The sequence below is a fragment of the Prevotella sp. P5-108 genome (genome assembly GCF_002251385.1).
GTDB lineage: Bacteria > Bacteroidota > Bacteroidia > Bacteroidales > Bacteroidaceae > Prevotella.
In genome coordinates, this window is record NZ_NPJJ01000010.1 from 34,893 (window position 1) to 50,726 (window position 15,834).

A 15,834-nucleotide genomic window follows, 5' to 3' on the forward strand; every position below is an offset into this window, starting at 1 on the left:
AGATTACTGCCCACTATCCTTTCTTGTTCATAAATTCACGCATACGGATACGCGTGAGCACTTGCTTGGTGTTGTTCGTAAAATCAGACGACAGCATCCAACTGTAATAACCAGGGTCCTTGCGCAGGACATCTGTCACATACCAACCCTTGTATTTACCAAAATTGAAAGCCTCCTGCTTGCGCGGATTGCCTTCACCATCGAGCAGCGGCTTGCCATTGGCATCGACCATGTCCTTCCACACGATTCTGCCTGCAAAGTCCACATTGTCATTCGATTTTGACAGGGCTGCCAACTCATCCATATCGTTGTGCAACACCTTTTCAGGGTCATCGGCCGTCTCTGGATTATACTTGTCCAACTGAGCCATCAGCACCCGATAGGTAGCCTCGGTGTCATTATCGGCACGATGCGGAGGGAAATCATCTTCCATCTTGCGACCGCAATAGAACTGATAGGCAGCAGCCAGACTCCGACGCTCCATTCTGCAGAAGATGCTGTGCGCATCTATCAGACGGGCCTTGGAGAATTCAAAGTCCACGCCCGCACGAAGGAACTCCTCGGCAAGCATGGGAATATCAAAAAAGTTTGAGTTGAATCCGGCAAAGTCACACCCCGCAAACGCGTCTTTCAGATTGGCTGCAATCTCCTTGAATGTCTTGGCTTCCTTCACCATCTCATTGGTAATGCCCGTAAGCGCTACCACCTCATCAGGGATTACCCGCTGAGGATTGACAAAGATATTATTTCGTTCTTCCCGTCCGTCCGGCATCACCTTGATATACGATATCTGGATGACACGGTCTTTTACAATATCCAAGCCGGTAGTCTCCAAATCAAAGACTACCAGCGGTTTTGTGATATTAAGTTTCACTATTACTATATATTATAGTGGGTTCTGAATATTAGTTTGCATCGTTCAGCAACATCGGCATGAGCAGCATCAGCACATCCTCATTCTCGGGCTGTTCTGTAGGTACAATGATACCGGCACGGCTGGGATCAGCAAGTTCCACCGTAACCTGCTCACTGTCCAGATTGCTCAAAATCTCCGTCAGCGAACTGCCCTTGAATCCTATGCTCATCTTCTGTCCTGCATAGTCACAGAGGATAGTCTCACGAGCCTTGGTTGCATAGTCTATATCCTCAGACGAGATAACCAGACTGCCTGCGTCCAACTTGAACTTCACCAACTGGCTGCTCTTGCTACCAAAAGGCAATACGCGCTTGAGAGCACTCAGCAGAGCCTTTCTATCTATCGTAAGCTGATTGGGGTTGGCTACAGGTATCACCGAGTTGTAGTTGGGGTAACGTCCCTCTATCAGTCTGCATGTCAGCACGCCCTCGTCGAAGGTTACCTCGGCATTTCGTCCATCAAACTTGATGACAACATCACAGCCATCCTTGCCCAGTACACTTCTCAACAGGTTGGCTGGCTTTTTCGGGAGAATAAAGGCGGCAGGAGAATCACTCTTCACCATGAAGTTCTTGTTACGCACCAGCTTGTGTCCATCACTGGCTACGATAGCCAACGCATCCGGAGTCAAGTCAAAGTAGATACCATTCATCACCGGACGCAGCTCATCCTGCGCAGTGGCAAATATCGAACGGTTTATGTTGGCAGCCAGCACGCCCGAATCAATCGTGATTACATTGACATTCTCAGGCATCGTCAGCATCTTGGGATATTCTGCAGCGCCCATGATGGTAAAGTTATATTCACCGCCTTGATATATCACCTTGATTGTAGCCAGTTCGGTATCAACGACTACTGTCAAAGGCTGCTCGGGCAGCTCTCTCACAGCGTCAAGCATGGTCTGGCTCTGAATGGCAAAAGCCCCTTCTCCAGAGTTACTGTCCAGTGCCACAGTAGACTTCATCATGTTTTCGCTGTCCGACGAAGTAATCGTCAGCGAACCATTGTTCACCTCAAACAAGAAACATTCCAGTATAGGGAGTGAGTTTTTACTACTGATAACCTTTGCCAGGGTTTGTAAACGGCTGCTAAGAGCGTTGCTTGATATTGTAAATTCCATGCCTATATTATTTATATGGTTTTTAATTGAATATAGGTACAAAAATACAAAAAAGCTGCTTGCGGTGCAAAAAAATAGGCAAATATTTTCGTCTTTCTCATAAAATTTAGTAATTTCGCGGAAGATAATAATCTCGAAAACAAATATATAATTATAAAATGGAACTACAAGGTAAGGTAATCGCAGTGCTGCCCGCACGCAGCGGCGTTTCAGCACGTGGAGAGTGGAAGAGTCAGAGTTTTGTAATCGAAACCCACGACAGCTTCCCTCGCAAGATGGTATTCGATGTATTTGGCGAAGAGCGTCTCACTCGTTTCAACATACAGTTAGGCCAGGAGGTCAATGTTTCTTTCGACATTGATGCTCACGAGTATAATGGCCGTTGGTTCAACAATATCCGCGCATTCGACGTTCGCTTGGTCGACCCCAACACCGTTAGCGCAGCCCCTGCAGCCCAGGCCGCTCCCGCAGCGCCTCAGCAGCCCGCCAACGCCCCATTCCCCCCCCAGCCCGAGCAGAGCAACAGCGATGATGACCTGCCATTCTAATGACAGAACCCATATCATGAATATGATGACAACTCCCAAGGTCCATTAGGACTTTGGGAGTTGTTCTTTTCACGCCACAAGAGCCAGATCCGAGCCACTCATACCGAGACAAGATAAACCCCATAAGAGTATATCTTCTACGATATCTTTCACCACTTGCACTTTACAAGGACACACCATAGATTTCCCCACCCATGCAGAGAAACACATATATAATAAGGTATATAGAGCATTTACGCAGGCTCAAAATACAACGAAACTCATGCTCCATCCACCCCACACATCCAGAAGGTGAACCACAACTGGTTGGCATTCTCGCCCCTTGGGGAGAGTTAGAGAGAGGCTTCCACAAGCAACTATTTTTTCACCGCTAAAGGCGGACTTTTTGAACGGCCGACTGCCGCTTTTTGAACCGTGATGGCTGTTGTCGTCATGCAATGCATGACATTGGTGATGACGGTGATGACAAGAAGGAAAACTTGTTTTCTGACAGGCGTCACCATCAGTCCCAATAAGGCGAAGCCGACAACTGCCACCACGGCTTTTTGTCTTTATCTCCATCCCTTAATCGTTAAAGCAAACAGAAGTAAAAAATATGGAAACTCCCACAAGCACCAACAGTTACAGCGTTGTCGCCAGAACGAAGCTCTATCACGCCTCACGCCCCACCTTTTCACCAATAACTATGCGTAAATCACCAGGTTAACATTCTCGCCCCTTGGGGAGAGTTAGAGAGAGGCTTCCACAAGCAGCAGCAACGCTGTAGGTGTTGCGTTTCCCCAGCCCAGGGTTGCGGGCGAAAGCACGCTACCCTGGGTACACGCCCCCCACCATCATGGCAACGCTGTAAGTGTTGCGCTTAGCCGAAGGCGTTACCCACAGTGGGCAAACAACCCAAAGATTTCGGTATCAGACCGAATTTCGCTACAAAAGATTTCGGTATTAGGACATGATTCTACAAAAAAAGATTTTGGTATCAGGCGGTAATTTGGCAAAATAAATTTTGGTATTAGGCTTTTTTTACCGCCAAAGGCGGACTTTTTGGACGGCCGACGGCCGCTTTTTGAACCGTGACGGCTGTTGTCGTCATGCGAAGCATAGCGTTGGAGGTATTGGTGACGACAAAGAGGAAAACTCGTTTCCCGTCAGGCGTCACCAACAACTCCAACAAGGCGAAGCCGCCAACAACCACAACGGCTTTTTGGGTCTATCACATCCTTTAATAGATGTAGCAAATAGAGAACAAATGGCACGAGACTTTTCCCTCAATCAGTTTCCGCGGGAACGTTCCACTATGCCTTTCGGACGCCCACAAGCAGCAGCCACTCAGAACCGAAGGTCACCGACGCTGTACGACGCGGAAAGATAATGTCGTTGCGTTTAGCCGAAGATGTCACCCGCAGTTGACCTGCTGTTTCATGTATAAGACACAACACTTACAGCGAAGCCAAGAAAAAGCGCGGAAATTCGGATGATTCCCAACGTATTGCGACCCACATAAACGCATAGAGCCGGACTCCCATACTATGGAAATCCGGCTCTATGCACCATTCTATTGGACACATATACGGCAACAACTATTCGTCGTCACCCGACTCATCCGCAAACAGCAGATGCACCCGCCGCTTATCGCTCAATTCTATCAGAAGCTGCATGTGCTCATCATCCAGTTTGCCAGCCTTCATTTGTTTCTTGTTATACTTCCACCAGTTCAGAAGGCCACGCTTGTCCGACTTCTTCTTGTTAGGTAGTTGCCCATGTTCCTCAACATAAGCCAATAGCTCCTTGTAGCTTTCCTGCCAATTGGCCTCACGCTTTGTCATATTCTCCATAATCTCTGCATTAACACAGCAAAAGTAACAAGTTCCATCGACACCGCCAAATATACTGGTCACCTATTTATATATGTAGCACGAATTATCTGCAACCGCTCATCACTACAACGCAATTATTTCTTTAGCGCTTCGAGAGCAGCTGCCGCATCCTCTTTGGCAATCTGCATACAACGAGCCACATACTCAGCACTTATCAATTGCATGGCTCCAGAACGATGCTCCATTTCCACAAAATCGCTTACCCGTTTTACCAATTCTTCCATAATTTTCAATTCCCTATTATCGTCGCCGGTTTCATCAGATGACTTTTAATCTGAGCCAAGAATGTGGAAATCACGCTATCAGTATATACTATACGATGTTTCCAGAGATTTCCCTTCCACAACTTATACCGTGCAATGATATACCCCACCCCGGCAGGCTCTTTTACCTTGTGCCGCGACGAGAAGCAGTCTTCCAGCACGCGTTCTATCAGTTCAGCTTCTTTTGTTCCGAAGTTAGAGTATACCGCTGGGACATGAAAAACATCAAGCGCGACCCCCAGATAGCGATGAGCTATATGAGCCATGCACAATACGAATTTCGCCATGCCCATAGCCACACATATCTTCCAAAACTCGTCCCAATCTATATCATCTTTCCGCTGCCTTGCCAGCAGCACCCAGTCACACAACATCCTAAGCGTCATCCCCTCTGCCGCGAAATGACAAGCCGAATGACGAGCCACAAAAAGCATATTCAGCAGAGGTGAGGGCAATATGATTCTGGCACCGTTATCCAGCATATATGTCTCATGCCCGGATGCAGCCAATCGCTTGAACAGCCGTTCTATCCATCTGCTCGAACGATGCGAATGTACATTTACAAAATCATAATGATTCTCAACCATTACTCCCCTATAGGTGAACACCGAATGATGATGGTGCCCATTGTCCACCTCGATACCCAACCGCTCATGCAGCAGCTTGTCAGCCATCTTCCACACCTTATTGCCATCACCCATCAGATAGATGTCTATATCACCGACGGGTCTATGATTTGGTACAGGCCAACACTTGGACAATCCATACCCTTTGAGCAACATCATGCTTATGCCATTCTGCTGGTAGAACGCAGCCAACTCTCCTATCACCTTCTCATAAGCAGCATACTGCCGCTCCATGTTCATCACCATTCCGACCCACTGCATTTTACACAGCCTGTCACCGGCCGCAAACGGCGATGGAGACTCATCCTTTACCCCGTCCAGCACAATAGCAGGAACGCCCTGCTGAACAGCAAGGTCCAGCAGAGCGTTCCATTCTATTCTTTCCGCAAGGTCACAGACTCCACCATTGCCTAACCCCATTCGGACAAGGCGCAGCAAGAGTCTTTCTTCGGCAGTAATCATCGGTTCCTATTCTTTATAAAGCTACGTCTTGGCTTCCTTCCAGGCAGACGCCTATATATATAATAAGGTATATAACTCTGCATTGATTCGTAAGGGCGGCGGGGCTGATGCGCCCCATCCCAAAACGTAGCTGCGCTGGCTACAAGCCATTTACGATTTCTACAAAATTATCTATCACATATTCCAGATCCTCGTCTGTCATCTTTGTGTTCAGCGGTAGCGTAATCTCGTTCTCAAACGCATGGAAAGCATTGGGGAAATCCTTGATGTTAAACCCCAACTTCTTATAGGCCGTCATCATAGGCAGAGGCTTATAGTGTACATTGGTTGCAATGCCCCGCTCAGCCATTTTTTCGATTACCAGATTAGTTTCCTCACGCGTCTTGCCGAGCAGACGCACCAGATACAGATGTCCAGACGACGTATATTCCTCAGTATAATGCTTCAGCACAGCCACATCAAGTCCCGCAAAAGCCTCATCATAACGAGCTATCATCTGGCGGCGACGCGCCAGCATACCCTCATAGCGGTCCATCTGAACCAGTCCGATAGCAGCCACCACATCAGTCATATTACACTTGTACCATGTACCGATGATGTCATACTCCCAGGCACCGAGCTTGGTCTTTGCCAGCGCATCCTTGTTCTGACCATGCAGACTCAACAACTGTGCCTTTCGGTACAGATTCTCGTTCCAGGTCTCGCCCGCTATCTCTGGCACACCGCTAAAGGTATTGTCCTCATTCTTGTCCAAATCTTTCACCACCAGCTCATTGCCGAACGGCAGATTCCACGACAGTGCACCACCCTCAGCAGTAGTCAGATTCTTCACGGCATGGAACGAGAACGATGAGAAGTCTGCTATCGAGCCCACCATCTTTCCCTTGCGCGAAGCACCAAAGGCATGGGCTGCATCACAACAGATGGCAACACGACCAATCATCTTCTGCAAGTCAGTCTTAGGAGTGAAGATGTCCTTCTTGCGCTCCACTATCTCGAACAGACGGTCGTAGTCACAGGGAATACCCGCCAAATCTACAGGGATAATGGCCTTGGTATAAGGAGTCACGGCCTTCTCCACAGCGTCATAATCCATCTCGAGGCAATCCTTCTGCACATCAACAAAGACGAGCGTAGCCCCAACATGTTCCACCACCGAAGCACTTGCCGTATAGGTATAAGCAGGCACTATCACCTCATCACCTTCGCCTACGCCCAACAGCCTCAGCGCCATTTCAGCACAAGCCGTCTGCGAGTTCAGGCATACAGCCTTGTTCACACCCACATATTCGGCCACGTCCTTTTCCAACTTCTTTGTGCGCGGTCCGGTTGTTATCCAACCAGACAAAATGGCATCACGCACTTCTGCCGCCTCAGCCTCCGTCATATCCGGCGGAGAGAAAGGCACATTACGCAATTTCATTGTCATAATATGATTATAAATATCTAATTGTTAAAATTATTTGTTTGGATAATTTCGTTTATCGCCAATTTATTTGTTTGGATAATTTCATTTTTCGGCGATTTATTTGTTTGGATAATTTCATTTTGTTATCTTTGCGACTGAAATACAAATATTAACGAGTCACCATGTACTACAAGAGAATTATAGATAAACATCTATCAGAATGGGCTTCACGCGATACACGTAAACCCATTCTACTTCGAGGAGCACGACAGGTAGGCAAATCTTCCGCTGTGCGTCATTTAGGCAAGCAATTCAAAAACTATTTAGAAATAAACTTTGAGATGGAGCCTCAATATAAAGCTATCTTCTTACCAGACCTAAATGTCAATCGCATCGTTATGCAGATTTCTGCAATATCAGGCTCAAGGATAGAAGAAGGCGAGACTCTTCTCTTTATGGATGAGATTCAAGAGTGTCCAGAGGCCATCATGTCATTACGTTTCTTCAAAGAGAACATGCCAGGGCTTCATGTTATTGCTGCAGGTTCACTATTAGAGTTCGCCCTTGCAGAATTACCAACATTTGGCGTAGGTAGAATACATTCTATGTTTATGTATCCAATGACCTTTGATGAATTTCTTCTTGCCAACAAAGAAGATATATTACTCGAAGCTCGTAATGCAGCATCTTCACAATCACCGCTTCCTGAGCCATTGCACGAAAAGTTAGTCAGCCTACTTCGCACATATATGCTTGTAGGAGGTATGCCTGAGTGTGTTGCCAAATGGGTTGAGACCCACGATTACCTGCTTTGTCAGGAAGTTCAAAATGATATACTTATAAGCTATGAGGACGATTTTCCTAAATACAAGAAAAAGGCTGATGTCAATTTGCTTCGCAACATATTGCGTAGTGCCGCCGTACAAGCCACAAAAAAATTTGTCTATACCAAAGTAGGCGACTATAAAACAGCAGAAGTCAAGAGTGCGCTCAACCTGCTCATTCTTGCCGGATTACTGATTCCTGTAACTCACACCAGTGCCAATGGATTTCCTTTGGGTAGCGAAGCAGACAATTCATATCGCAAGATTCTATTCTTTGACTGTGGACTTATGCTGCGTCTTTTAGGCATCACGATAGGAGACTCTACCATGCTTACCACCCAAATACTTACAGCCACAGCAGCCGACCTTGTCAACAAAGGTACTATGGCTGAACTTGTAGCCGGTTTGGAAATGCTCCACTATATGACTCCCAACTTGCGTCATGAGTTGTATTACTGGGTTCGTTTGTCAAAGAATTCATTAGCAGAAATCGACTATCTCCTTCCATCGCATCTTAATATTCTTCCCATTGAGGTCAAAGCAGGAAACCAAGGTGGAATGAAAAGTCTGTGGGCTTTTATGCGTGAGAAGCATATCACCGAGGCCATCCGTTGTTCATTAGAGAATTTCGGAGAGTTTTGTTATACTGACAAAGAAGACAAAGATACCGTTCGCCATGTCAGCGTATTCCCTCTATATGCTGTTTCGCAGATAATTAAATCTACCACATCTAATACTATGTAAACTATTCCACATAGATTTATGCCTCTTACGTTTTCTCGTCATGAGCACAACAGCCTTGCTTCGCTCATGACGAGAAAATGTTTTAGATTTTTACTTTGCTTTTTTACCGCAAACCTCTTTGATTACATCCACATACTTCTGTGTTCCCACCTCTCGCGTCAGGTTGTCCAAAACAAACTTTCGGCCGTTATATCCATATTCCTTGCAGAGTTCACGATGGTTATACAGCGTCAGAATACTCTCCTTAAACGCGTCTTTGTCGCCTGCTTTGGTGAATATTCCACAGTGGTTGTTCTCTATGATAGTCTTCAATTCGTTCTCGTCAAAATTAGCAAGCACAGGCCTACTCGCGCTCATAATGCTCCACGTTTTCGAGGGCACACTGTTCGCTCCCACTCCGGGCTTGGAGATTACCAGCGAGGCATCACCCAGCGAGAACACATGGCTTATATCTTCGTATGGCTGGAATGGCAACAGATGCACGTTGTCCAGTTGTTGGTCTGCCACTTTGCGCTTCACCTCGTCCAGATATGCGCCATTGCCTACCAGTACAAAGTGAATATCCTCATACACTTTCTGCAACTCCTTGGCCACATCCAGCAGCATATCCATATTCTGAGTCAGCCCAATATTTCCATTGTAGGTGATATAAAACTTGCTGCGATCCAGTCCATAAACATCAAACAGCTTATTCTCTTCACGCGGCACATCCACCACCTTGTTTTGGTCCACCCAGTTATAGACTACTACTATCTTGTCCTCAGGCACGCCCTTGGCCATAATATTCTTCTTGAAGTCTTCCGAGATAACAATTATCTTATCTGCATGCTTATAAGTGAAATTTTCTATTACACGACCAATCTTCCAGATAAATCCCCCTTTTCTTGCCAAACCCGTACCAGCCATTGAGTCAGGAAAGATATCTTGAAGATTGTATACAAAGGGTATCCCTCTAAAAATTCTAATTATTGAACCAAGCATACCTTGTATTGGAGGCGTTGACTCCAAATATATACAATCCACTCTCGCCTCATTCATTCCATACCATAATTGAATTATCCAATTTAATGAATACCTTACAGCCCGAAGTAAAACATTCCTCCCCTCTCGGTACATAGGAAAACGATGTACATGAATATTTCCATTATACATCTTCTCTATTTTTTTGTTTTTATACTCGTTATACTCTTTGTCAGAAAGACCACGAGTAGGCCTCGATGCATAAATAACAGTTTCGAATCCGTTCTTCGAAAATGCCTCTAAGCGATTTTCAACCAAATAGATACTTGCCGCCTTCTCTGGCAGGAAATACCCAGTCAACTGTAAAATCTTCATAATATTAGACTGTTTCAAATTTTACTTCATTTATTATCTTTTCAGCCAGGGCGATAGCCTTCTGTGGCGACTCTTCCGTCACTATCACATGTCCCGAACGGCTGAGACTGCTGGTTACCTCCGGTATCTCATCCCCTGCTTTATGATAGATTTCCCATAGATAGACATGAGCATCATTCAAAATCTCGGTATTCGATATATTCACCAGTTTTCCTGGCCTTGGACAGAAGTAACGGATGCATACTCCCTTTGGCTCTTCCTTTATGCTCAAATCTGGTTCCGATCCCAATGCCACATCTATAGCAGCAGCCACCATATCTATTCCCGTACTCAGATGGGTCAGTTCCGTAGAGATAAAATCGCCGCCCAGTCTGGCGCCAATCTCCATCAGATATGCCTTGCCATCCATCAGTTTTGCTTCTGCATGACATGCACAGTTGTTTACCCCCAAAGCCTTCACGCCTGCCACAGCTGCTGCTTTTAGAGTTTCCACCTCTTCCGCCGAAAAGCACGATGGTTGGTTATGCCCCAACTCCACAAAATGCGGAGCACCCGTAGTTTTCTTATCCGTTACCGTCAGCACGTTTACCTTACCGTTCCAAACGATAATTTCTATCGAGAACTCAGGACCTTCAATAAACTGCTCCAGCAGAACCGATTTGTCACGGCTCTCATTCAGGGCGACATCATATAACCTGCAAAAATTCTCTTTGTTTGTATTCCCTTCATCCCGTCCTGACTTAATTACCTTTGCGATGCCTCTCGAACCAGAGTTCCTGCTCGGCTTCAAAATTCCATCACCGTCAAGTTTTTGGAACTGCTTCCACGCATCTTCCACACCCTTCGTCAAGACACTCTTTGGCGAAGGCGCACCGCCCTTCTCAAAAGCCTCACGCATCAGGTGTTTATTTGTGGCACGGATAGCTTGCTCACGAGTAATGCCCGACAGCCCCAATTCGTCATTGAGTCTGCCCATCACGTTCATAGCCACTTCCGAACAAGGATGAATCACTCCGTCTATCCGTTCCTCGCGGGCCACCTTCAAGACCTCCTCTTCAGAGGTGATATTCACCACGATAGCCTTGTCGGCATACTTCAGTCCCTCTGCATTCTGATTGCCATCTGCAGCGATGACAAATATGCCCATGTCTTTGGCCTTTTTTATCACCGGCACTTGTAAGATGCCAGCTGCCAATACCAATAATCTTTTTTGCATTGTTTTATACAAATCCTATGCTCTATAAACATCTTTGTGTGACAATACTGTCTTAAAAGTCAACCACAAAACTTTAATGTCGAAGAAGAAGTTCAAGTGCTTTACATAGTAAATGTCTGCCTGAAGTTTTTCTTTTGTTCCTACTGAATTGCGGTTAATTGCTTGGTTCCAACCTGTAATACCAGGTCTAACTGTAAGTATCACTCTTTCTTCTGGAGTATAATGTTCCAAATAGAACGCGGAATCTGGTCTTGGACCTATCAATGCCATGTCACCTATAAGCACATTTAATAATTGCGGTATCTCGTCAAGACTTGTTTTGCGAAGAAATTTACCGACTTTAGTCACTCGTGGATCATCTGCTGCATTATATGTGCTTCCATCTTCCATACGGAGATCCGGAGCATTAACTATCATTGAACGAAACTTAAACATCTTAAAGATTCGCCCATTCTTGCCTATACGAGAAGCCATATGGAACAAAGGACCACCATCATCACACTTAATGGCAATCCATACAACAATACACAGAAGTAATACAAAAGGAAAAGCACAAAGGGCAATTATAAAATCAATTACCCTTTTCATACATTTTTTATACATAGTTGAATTTATATGTTGATAGAGTTTAGTACTTGAACAAATCACGATAGAGATTATTATCCCAATCTTTCTTAAAATCCTCCATCATTTGACGGAACGTTTTGAACTGAGGCTCAAATCCAAAATCTCTTTTGGCCTTGTCCATAGAGAAAAGATACGATGTTGTGTTGTTGGGTATCTCTGGCTTATATATGATCTTTGAGCGGCGTCCGTCTGCAGGTCCAAATACATCTCTCATCACCTCTGCCTGTTCCTGCAAAGTCACACCACCACCTGCCGTCATATTATACAGGCCATAAGTGTTCTCACTCTTTATGGCGAGATAGAATGCATGGGCAATGTCTTTTACATAGCCAACATCACGAATCATCTTGGCATTACCAAACACCGTAATGTCTTCCGCTTTCTCCGCTTTCTCCATGAAAATCTGAAAACCAGATTTCTTCATCTCTCCATTCACATAAAGGCTCATGTGTGGAGTAACACCAAACACTGTCGGGAAACGGAACACGGCATTCTTCATTCCATGTTGTTGATTGTAATACTCCATCACATCGTTAGCAGCATTCTTTGAAATAGTATAAACAGAATGGTCACCAGTAAAGAAGAAATTACGTGGTTCTTCTTCTGTCAATCTACGCTCTCCGCTCCATGCGCCACGCACATCGCCATACGAACAAGTTGAAATAACACGTTTAATGCCGTTCTTTCGACAGTACTCCAAACAATTGATTGTTCCGATGGTGTTAATGCGAAAATAGTCAGCAGCATTTTCATCCTCATCAAGGTTTACAGGTGCATTGGCAGGAAGTAAGCCAGCCAACAAAATTACGCCTTCCACATCTTTTTTTGGCAATTGCTCAAAATCCTCTTCTCTATCAAGATCGAGATTAACATACTTTACCCCCAAAGCATCATAATGCTCTTTGAAGCGATTTTTTCGACCTGTCACTAATACATCACATCCTTGATTAACGAGTTCTGTTACTGTATGAACACCGATAAAACTTGTTGCTCCTATTACAATTATCATATTCTTATTATTTATTAGTTATTTATTTTTAATGTCAAGCACCATCTACAAATGGAAAAAGCGCCTTAATAATTCTATATAAAATGTAAACTACAGGATTGAACAAAATCCATAATTCATAAGAAATAATTTTGATTGCTTACCGTCAAATTGTATATACGAAATCTGGTTTTCCACACTTTCCTAATACCCATTCGTACAGACGATATGTCTTTTTAGCCACACTTTCAGCGGAATATCTATTAACAATGCTCTTACGTGACATTTGGCCTAACTTGTGACGTTCTTCATCCGTAAGAGACATGGCTTCTATCAATGTATTGACAAGGTTTTCTACTGACAAATCTATCCACCATCCACATTTATCCTCATTCAAACAACTCCAAGGAGCATTCTTTGTTGTAATTACAGGACACTCACACATCATGGCTTCCGCTACCACATTGCCAAAATTCTCATTGAGAGTTGGAAGGATGAAAAGATTTGAGTCTTGATATTTACGCATTTTAGCCTCTCCTGTAACAGGACCAATGAACTTTATACTTTCTGACAATCCCAAACCGTTAACCTTCGCTTTGAGCGTATCTATATAGTCTTTAGGATCACTATTACCTGCTATGTGCAACTCCCACTGATTCGTAAGGTTGGTGTCAAGTTGCCTCCATGCGTCAATCAGATATTCGATACCTTTAATGGGATTAATGCGAGAAAGGAACAACAGCACTTTTTTCTCACCATGATTATGCACTACCTCCTTAGGAAAAGCATCCAGTTCTATACCATTTGGTATAATTGCCACAGGCACTTTACTTCCAAGTGTGCGAATGCTATCACGCTCTTGCTCAGAAGTTGCAATAATACACGCAGCATTGTCAACTATTCTTTTCCCATACAAATGCCACGCAATCTGTTTCTTTATTTTTTTTATCTTATCATAGTTTATTCGTGCAATCTCTGTGTCTCCACGAGGGTTTATCACATAGGGAATATTATGTCTCAAACCATATTTAGCAACATACAAGTTACATGGCATCCACACTCCATGGAAATGAATAATATCGGGTAAATCTTTGCATCCAGAAAGATAATTTTTCAAAGGTATCGCAAAAGAATGTTCAAACTTGCTCTTGGGGTCAGGTATGTTTATCATTTCAACACCCTCCTCTATCAACTTGTCTTCCCATGGCTTGCTTGACTCCTGAACAACAAAACTCATTTGAGCCCCCTCACGCTGTGTTCCTATGCACTGGATTGGTATGCTATATGTGGGTCCCCCGAACTTTGGGTCGAGAGTACCATATAAAAGGAAATGTCGAATTTTCATTACGCAAACAAAGGTTTTAAGGCTTCTACAAATTTCTGTTTTTCAATAGAGATGTTATAATCCTTTAAGAAGGCAGGGATATTGCCTGTATATTCATCATAGTTAGAGATGATTTTCTGAACAGTATCAGCAAATGCCTTTTCGTCTTCAAAATCAAACATGCCGCCTATATTATATGAGAGAACAACCTTTTCCAGGAAGGGTTGCTTTGAAGAAATAACCGGCATACCTATAGCGGTGTATTCATAAAGTTTATTGGGAGAGCAGTAAATATTGTTGTATGTATTAAAAGGATAAGTAATGATACCGACCTTACATTCCTTGAGCTTCTCCATCATATCCTTATTAGCCATACGACCAGTAAAGAGAACTCTATCAAAGAGACCTTCTTGCTTAGCAATTCCTTCAAGCAATTCACGATCACCTGGACCACCATCTGGACCACCACCTATAATCATAAGTTTATAGTTAGAAGGAAGATGTTTAAGCGACTTAATGAAGAATGACAGTTTTCTTGATTCTGTAACAACGCCTTGATAAACAATCCAATCGAAATCATTCTTTACGGTTCCAGCTGCTTGCTTATATTTGTAATCCGCGATATTCAGTACGTTGAGTGTGTTTGTCAGACCATAGACATCTTTCATAACCTGCTCGCGCTCAGCATTGGCGGCTATCACACGATAAGCATCTTTTGCCCATCGCTTCTCTGCCCATATAAATAACTTTTCGCGTAATGTATATTTCTGACCTTCCGCTTTAATCAAGAGTTCATGGGCATCATATACGAAAGTTCCTTTAATGGATTTCACCACTGGTGCTAATAGAATCGAATAATAGTCATGCAAATAGAAAATCGTATTATTTACATCTGCAGATTTAATTATTCGCTTTGCATTAGCACGGAACTGCATGTAGTTTCTAAGTCCAAGAGGCTTCAATTTCGTTTGGTGCTGAATAATCCCTTCTATAGGAAAATCTATCATTCCGCAACTCACAAGGTGTATCTCTATATCACCAAAAGACTTGAGAAAATCTATACTTCTTTGAACACGACCATCCGTGTTTATTTCTCCATAGAGAAAAAGGTATACTTTTTTCATAATTGCTTTTTTAGTTTCAAATAAATATTCAGTGCTATTAATGATACTGAGCCACTAATAAGAGTTGACAAGTAGGAAGACCCACCTCCACGGCCCAATGTTAAGACAAAGACAATCATATAGATTGAATAAAAAGTAAGAGTTTTATTTTTCAACATATATCTAATAAGAAATAAAGCCACAAATCCTATAATCAATGCTTCAACCCAATAATATTCCCCAAAATACATAAATGATTCACCTAATACGGAAGGAAGTGCTGATGAGAAATTAGCATCTCCAAAGGATTTTCCTGTTACCGCATAAGTAAAAGCGTCACCTTGGAGCGTAGGTTTTCCTGGAAATAGAAACGAAGGAATTGGCAAAAATATTAACCATAAAATGAATGTTAATGGCGTTTGGTTCTGCAAAGCAGTAGAATACAAACATATATCA

General features: G+C 43.8%; 16 protein-coding genes. 2 read left to right on the top strand and 14 right to left on the bottom strand.

The features are described 5' to 3' along the window. Positions 1–13 precede the first annotated feature (13 nt). Positions 14–874 carry a 3'-5' exonuclease gene (locus CIK95_RS01820; protein ID WP_094466113.1) on the bottom strand — a complete coding sequence of 287 codons (861 nt, stop codon included), beginning with the start codon at positions 872–874 and terminating at the stop codon, positions 14–16. A 31-nt stretch (positions 875–905) separates the two neighbouring features. Then, complete coding sequence (dnaN, locus tag CIK95_RS01825) at positions 906–2,036, bottom strand: DNA polymerase III subunit beta (protein ID WP_094466114.1); 1,131 nt, start codon at positions 2,034–2,036, stop codon at positions 906–908. A gap of 158 nt (positions 2,037–2,194) precedes the next feature. Here dnaN and CIK95_RS01830 point away from each other — a divergent pair, with 158 nt between their 5' ends. Continuing rightward, a complete protein-coding gene (locus CIK95_RS01830; protein ID WP_022309666.1) occupies positions 2,195–2,584 on the top strand; it encodes a DUF3127 domain-containing protein in 390 nt (129 codons plus the stop codon). A 356-nt stretch (positions 2,585–2,940) separates the two neighbouring features. Here the strand turns inward: CIK95_RS01830 and CIK95_RS12680 are convergent, their stop codons facing one another. From CIK95_RS12680 to CIK95_RS01845, 5 genes are all read right to left on the bottom strand, one after another. After that, positions 2,941–3,123, bottom strand: coding sequence for a hypothetical protein (locus CIK95_RS12680; protein WP_144007683.1), 183 nt, complete (start codon positions 3,121–3,123; stop codon positions 2,941–2,943). Between the two features lie 1,038 nt (positions 3,124–4,161). Next, on the bottom strand, positions 4,162–4,416 hold the full coding sequence (locus tag CIK95_RS01835; RefSeq protein WP_094466115.1) for a helicase associated domain-containing protein: 255 nt from the start codon (positions 4,414–4,416) through the stop codon (positions 4,162–4,164). A 116-nt stretch (positions 4,417–4,532) separates the two neighbouring features. Continuing rightward, on the bottom strand, positions 4,533–4,682 hold the full coding sequence (locus CIK95_RS13045; RefSeq protein WP_158215056.1) for a hypothetical protein: 150 nt from the start codon (positions 4,680–4,682) through the stop codon (positions 4,533–4,535). Positions 4,683–4,687: 5 nt separating this feature from the next. Continuing rightward, positions 4,688–5,809 carry a nucleotidyltransferase family protein gene (locus tag CIK95_RS01840; RefSeq protein ID WP_094466116.1) on the bottom strand — a complete coding sequence of 374 codons (1,122 nt, stop codon included), beginning with the start codon at positions 5,807–5,809 and terminating at the stop codon, positions 4,688–4,690. Between the two features lie 139 nt (positions 5,810–5,948). Next, positions 5,949–7,238, bottom strand: a complete 1,290-nt coding sequence (locus tag CIK95_RS01845) for a DegT/DnrJ/EryC1/StrS aminotransferase family protein (protein ID WP_094466117.1) — start codon at positions 7,236–7,238, stop codon at positions 5,949–5,951. 161 nt (positions 7,239–7,399) lie between these two features. Here CIK95_RS01845 and CIK95_RS01850 point away from each other — a divergent pair, with 161 nt between their 5' ends. Continuing rightward, on the top strand, positions 7,400–8,785 hold the full coding sequence (locus tag CIK95_RS01850; protein ID WP_094466118.1) for an ATP-binding protein: 1,386 nt from the start codon (positions 7,400–7,402) through the stop codon (positions 8,783–8,785). Between the two features lie 90 nt (positions 8,786–8,875). Here the strand turns inward: CIK95_RS01850 and CIK95_RS01855 are convergent, their stop codons facing one another. The 7 genes from CIK95_RS01855 to CIK95_RS12685 form a co-directional block, all read right to left on the bottom strand. Then, positions 8,876–10,120 (bottom strand): glycosyltransferase family 4 protein, encoded by a 1,245-nt coding sequence (locus CIK95_RS01855; protein ID WP_094466119.1) that lies wholly within the window; start codon positions 10,118–10,120, stop codon positions 8,876–8,878. Positions 10,121–10,124: 4 nt separating this feature from the next. Next, on the bottom strand, positions 10,125–11,336 hold the full coding sequence (locus CIK95_RS01860; protein WP_094466120.1) for an ATP-grasp domain-containing protein: 1,212 nt from the start codon (positions 11,334–11,336) through the stop codon (positions 10,125–10,127). Between the two features lie 15 nt (positions 11,337–11,351). Next, complete coding sequence (locus CIK95_RS01865) at positions 11,352–11,924, bottom strand: sugar transferase (protein WP_254046389.1); 573 nt, start codon at positions 11,922–11,924, stop codon at positions 11,352–11,354. 40 nt (positions 11,925–11,964) lie between these two features. Further along, positions 11,965–12,972 (bottom strand): NAD(P)-dependent oxidoreductase, encoded by a 1,008-nt coding sequence (locus CIK95_RS01870; protein ID WP_094466122.1) that lies wholly within the window; start codon positions 12,970–12,972, stop codon positions 11,965–11,967. A 145-nt stretch (positions 12,973–13,117) separates the two neighbouring features. Next, positions 13,118–14,296, bottom strand: a complete 1,179-nt coding sequence (locus CIK95_RS01875) for a glycosyltransferase (RefSeq protein WP_094466123.1) — start codon at positions 14,294–14,296, stop codon at positions 13,118–13,120. Next, on the bottom strand, positions 14,296–15,399 hold the full coding sequence (locus CIK95_RS01880) for a glycosyltransferase (RefSeq protein WP_094466124.1): 1,104 nt from the start codon (positions 15,397–15,399) through the stop codon (positions 14,296–14,298). The genes CIK95_RS01875 and CIK95_RS01880 overlap by 1 nt, the downstream gene beginning before the upstream one ends. Continuing rightward, positions 15,396–15,834: hypothetical protein (locus CIK95_RS12685; protein ID WP_216820570.1), on the bottom strand; the 439-nt coding region annotated here is incomplete at its 5' end. The genes CIK95_RS01880 and CIK95_RS12685, both read right to left, overlap by 4 nt.

What these genes read in the sequence shown, in the direction of transcription:
- dnaN (WP_094466114.1), bottom strand. Translation starts at nt 2,036, where the DNA reads ATGGAATTTACAATATCAAGCAACGCTCTTAGCAGCCGTTTACAAACC.
- CIK95_RS01830 (WP_022309666.1), top strand. Translation starts at nt 2,195, where the DNA reads ATGGAACTACAAGGTAAGGTAATCGCAGTGCTGCCCGCACGCAGCGGC.
- CIK95_RS01835 (WP_094466115.1), bottom strand. Translation starts at nt 4,416, where the DNA reads ATGGAGAATATGACAAAGCGTGAGGCCAATTGGCAGGAAAGCTACAAG.
- CIK95_RS13045 (WP_158215056.1), bottom strand. Translation starts at nt 4,682, where the DNA reads ATGGAAGAATTGGTAAAACGGGTAAGCGATTTTGTGGAAATGGAGCAT.
- CIK95_RS01840 (WP_094466116.1), bottom strand. Translation starts at nt 5,809, where the DNA reads ATGATTACTGCCGAAGAAAGACTCTTGCTGCGCCTTGTCCGAATGGGG.
- CIK95_RS01845 (WP_094466117.1), bottom strand. Translation starts at nt 7,238, where the DNA reads ATGACAATGAAATTGCGTAATGTGCCTTTCTCTCCGCCGGATATGACG.
- CIK95_RS01850 (WP_094466118.1), top strand. Translation starts at nt 7,400, where the DNA reads ATGTACTACAAGAGAATTATAGATAAACATCTATCAGAATGGGCTTCA.
- CIK95_RS01855 (WP_094466119.1), bottom strand. Translation starts at nt 10,120, where the DNA reads ATGAAGATTTTACAGTTGACTGGGTATTTCCTGCCAGAGAAGGCGGCA.
- CIK95_RS01860 (WP_094466120.1), bottom strand. Translation starts at nt 11,336, where the DNA reads ATGCAAAAAAGATTATTGGTATTGGCAGCTGGCATCTTACAAGTGCCG.
- CIK95_RS01865 (WP_254046389.1), bottom strand. Translation starts at nt 11,924, where the DNA reads ATGAAAAGGGTAATTGATTTTATAATTGCCCTTTGTGCTTTTCCTTTT.
- CIK95_RS01870 (WP_094466122.1), bottom strand. Translation starts at nt 12,972, where the DNA reads ATGATAATTGTAATAGGAGCAACAAGTTTTATCGGTGTTCATACAGTA.
- CIK95_RS01875 (WP_094466123.1), bottom strand. Translation starts at nt 14,296, where the DNA reads ATGAAAATTCGACATTTCCTTTTATATGGTACTCTCGACCCAAAGTTC.
- CIK95_RS01880 (WP_094466124.1), bottom strand. Translation starts at nt 15,399, where the DNA reads ATGAAAAAAGTATACCTTTTTCTCTATGGAGAAATAAACACGGATGGT.